Source organism: Ruminococcus sp. (assembly GCF_045129435.1).
Taxonomy (GTDB): Bacteria; Bacillota; Clostridia; order Oscillospirales; family Acutalibacteraceae; genus Ruminococcoides.
The window spans coordinates 1-2,529 of sequence record NZ_JBGVJL010000189.1 but is presented as its reverse complement, the minus strand read 5'-3'; the positions used below and the strand labels follow the sequence as shown (position 1 = coordinate 2,529).

Sequence of the window (2,529 nt, the reverse complement as noted above, 5' to 3'; positions counted from 1 at the left end):
TATGTTGTATGCTGATAGCAGATACTCTGTAAGTATGATTGTTTCATCTGCCGAAGTTTCATCCCAGCCATTTAACTGAGGAGCAACTATAATCATTTTATCATTGTATTTCTGAGCTTCAAATGCAAAATTTTCTCTTTGTAAATTTACTCCTACACCCTGAAAATACAAGCCTTCATATCCTGGCAAGGTTATATAAAGAGCATACGGAGTAGTTGCATTATAGCTTTCAGGAACATACAGATTAAAATGAATATCAGATGTGTTATCGGTTTTAAGAATATTATCAAGTGTAAAATTTCGATATATTTCTGTGCCGTTGACAATATTATAATCATTGTCTGTTGAAATGGTGCTTTGTGTTTCCGATTGAACAGTTGTTTCATATTTTGATTCAGGTGAAGTTGTTTTATTTTCGTTTGAAATATTATTACATCCTAAAAATAAAGTTGAAATGCTGACAATCGAAAACACAACAGCAACTTTCAAAAATTTACTGTAAATCAAGACCGTTTACCCAGTTTGCTACATCGTCTGATGAAGCACCTGAAGAAAATCTTTTGCCGTCCTGCCAGTTGCCTGTTCCTGCCATCTGAGCTAACAGTTCACCGCTTTGTCCTATACCTGAGGAAGCAGATGTGCAAAACGGAATGACTGTTTTGCCTGTAAAGTCATTTCCTGTAATGAATCCGTCAACAGGCCATGCCGCAATACCCCACCAGATAGGGTAGCCGACAAATACTGTGTCGTACTGTTCCCAGTTGTCAGGAGTTGTATTTGTAAGCTCAACATTTCGCTTGCTTTCGTCATTATGCTCAACACTAACTCGGCTGTTATTGTCTGTCCAGTCGAGGTCAGCACTTGTGTAAGGCTCAACAGGTGTAATTTCAAAAGTATCCGCGTTAGCAGTCTGTGCTATTGTTTCGGCAACCGCTTTTGTACTGCCTGTTGCCGAGTAATAAACTACAAGCGTTTTGCTGCCGGCAGTGCTGCTTTCATTGTTCACAGAGGTTTCTTCTGTTGTTTTTGAAGATTCACTTGAATTACTCTGTTGCGACTGAGTAGTTGTATTAGTGCTTGAGCTATTTGAATTGCTGTTGCTGCAAGCGGCAAAAGAAAATACAAATACAAGTGATAAAATTGCTGATGCTAATTTTTTCATACTTAAAATCTCCTTTACATTATTTGTTGTAGTGATTATAACACTTAAAGCTAACTTTAAGTCAAGAGGTTTTAAAAATTTATCAATTATTTAATATAACAAAATTAACCCTTACACTCCTCAAATATTTCAAGAATTTCTTCGTGCGTCATTTTTTTGTAGCTGCCGCCAACAATACCGCAAGAGTCAGCTATTTCTTTGAGATTTATATTTTCGTTAATGCCAAGTTCTTTGAGAGTTGTCGGCATTCCTATTTCTTTAATGAAGTCTGCAAGAGCCTGTACGCCTGATTTTGCGAGTTCTTCATTTGTTTTGCCGTCCTTTGAAATTCCCCATACATTGGTTGCAAACTGAGCAAATTTCTTTTCGCCTGCCTTACAAATATGACTGTAATATATCGGGTGTAATACGGCAAGTCCGGCTCCATGGTTGCAATTTGTGAATGCACCAAGCTGGTGCTCTATCTGGTGACACTCAAAGTCAGTCTTTTTACCAAGTTTTATAATGCGGTTTTCTGCCATTGTTGCATCCCACATAAGGTTGCTCCTTGCGTTGTAAGCTTTTGGATTTTCAATGGCTGCACGCAGATTTTTAATTACATTTTTCATAAGTGCCTCTGATATATCGTCCGACACATTGCTTTCATCAGGCTCGCTGAAATAGATTTCCATAATGTGGGAAAGTGTATCAAATGCACCCGATACCATCTGAAATTTTGGTACGCTGTAGGTGTAGGTAGGGTCGAGCATAGCAAAATCAGCGTTAAGCTTTGCGTAATCTCTGCCTGTTTTAATTTTTAATTCTTCATTGGTAATAACAGCACCGCCGTTACATTCACTGCCTGTGCCTGAAACCGTAACAACAAATCCGAGCGGCAACGGCTCAAAGTCGATTACACCGGGTCTTGCCCAGAAGTCATTCCAAATGTCACCGTCATATTTTGCCCCAAGCGAAATTGCCTTGCAGCAATCCATTACACTGCCGCCGCCAACGGCAAGAATTAAATCTGCCTTGCTTTCCTTTGCAAGCTTAATTCCCTCAAGTACCTTTGCGTAGGTCGGGTTAGAGGGGATACCAGCAAATTCAATAACTACTTTGTCGGCTTTGCTCGATACAGTCATAATTTCATCATAAATACCGTTTTTCTTTATAGAGCCACCACCGTAGCAAAGCATAATATTTTTACCGTAATCGGAGAGCAGGCAAGAGAGGTATTCTCTTACACAGCCCTCACCAAAATATACTTTTGTAGAATTTTCAAATACAAAATTATTCATTGAAATTCTCCTTTATGCCGATTATTTAAGTTTCTGACCGTCAGAAAAAGCATTGCCCACCTTTTCTCCTAAACGATAATAACCATGGAA

General features: G+C 38.8%; 2 protein-coding genes and 1 pseudogene. All 3 read right to left on the bottom strand.

Translation table 11 applies throughout. The features are described from left to right. Positions 1-507, bottom strand: a pseudogene (locus tag ACJMMI_RS08715) (alpha/beta hydrolase); the annotation flags it as partial. Continuing rightward, positions 494-1,162: a flavodoxin gene (locus ACJMMI_RS08710; RefSeq protein ID WP_405354992.1), complete on the bottom strand. Its 669-nt coding sequence runs from the start codon at positions 1,160-1,162 to the stop codon at positions 494-496. The gene ACJMMI_RS08710 and the pseudogene ACJMMI_RS08715, both read right to left, overlap by 14 nt. A gap of 104 nt (positions 1,163-1,266) precedes the next feature. Next, positions 1,267-2,439 carry an iron-containing alcohol dehydrogenase gene (locus ACJMMI_RS08705; RefSeq protein WP_405354990.1) on the bottom strand — a complete coding sequence of 391 codons (1,173 nt, stop codon included), beginning with the start codon at positions 2,437-2,439 and terminating at the stop codon, positions 1,267-1,269. Between the last annotated feature and the right edge of the window lie 90 nt (positions 2,440-2,529).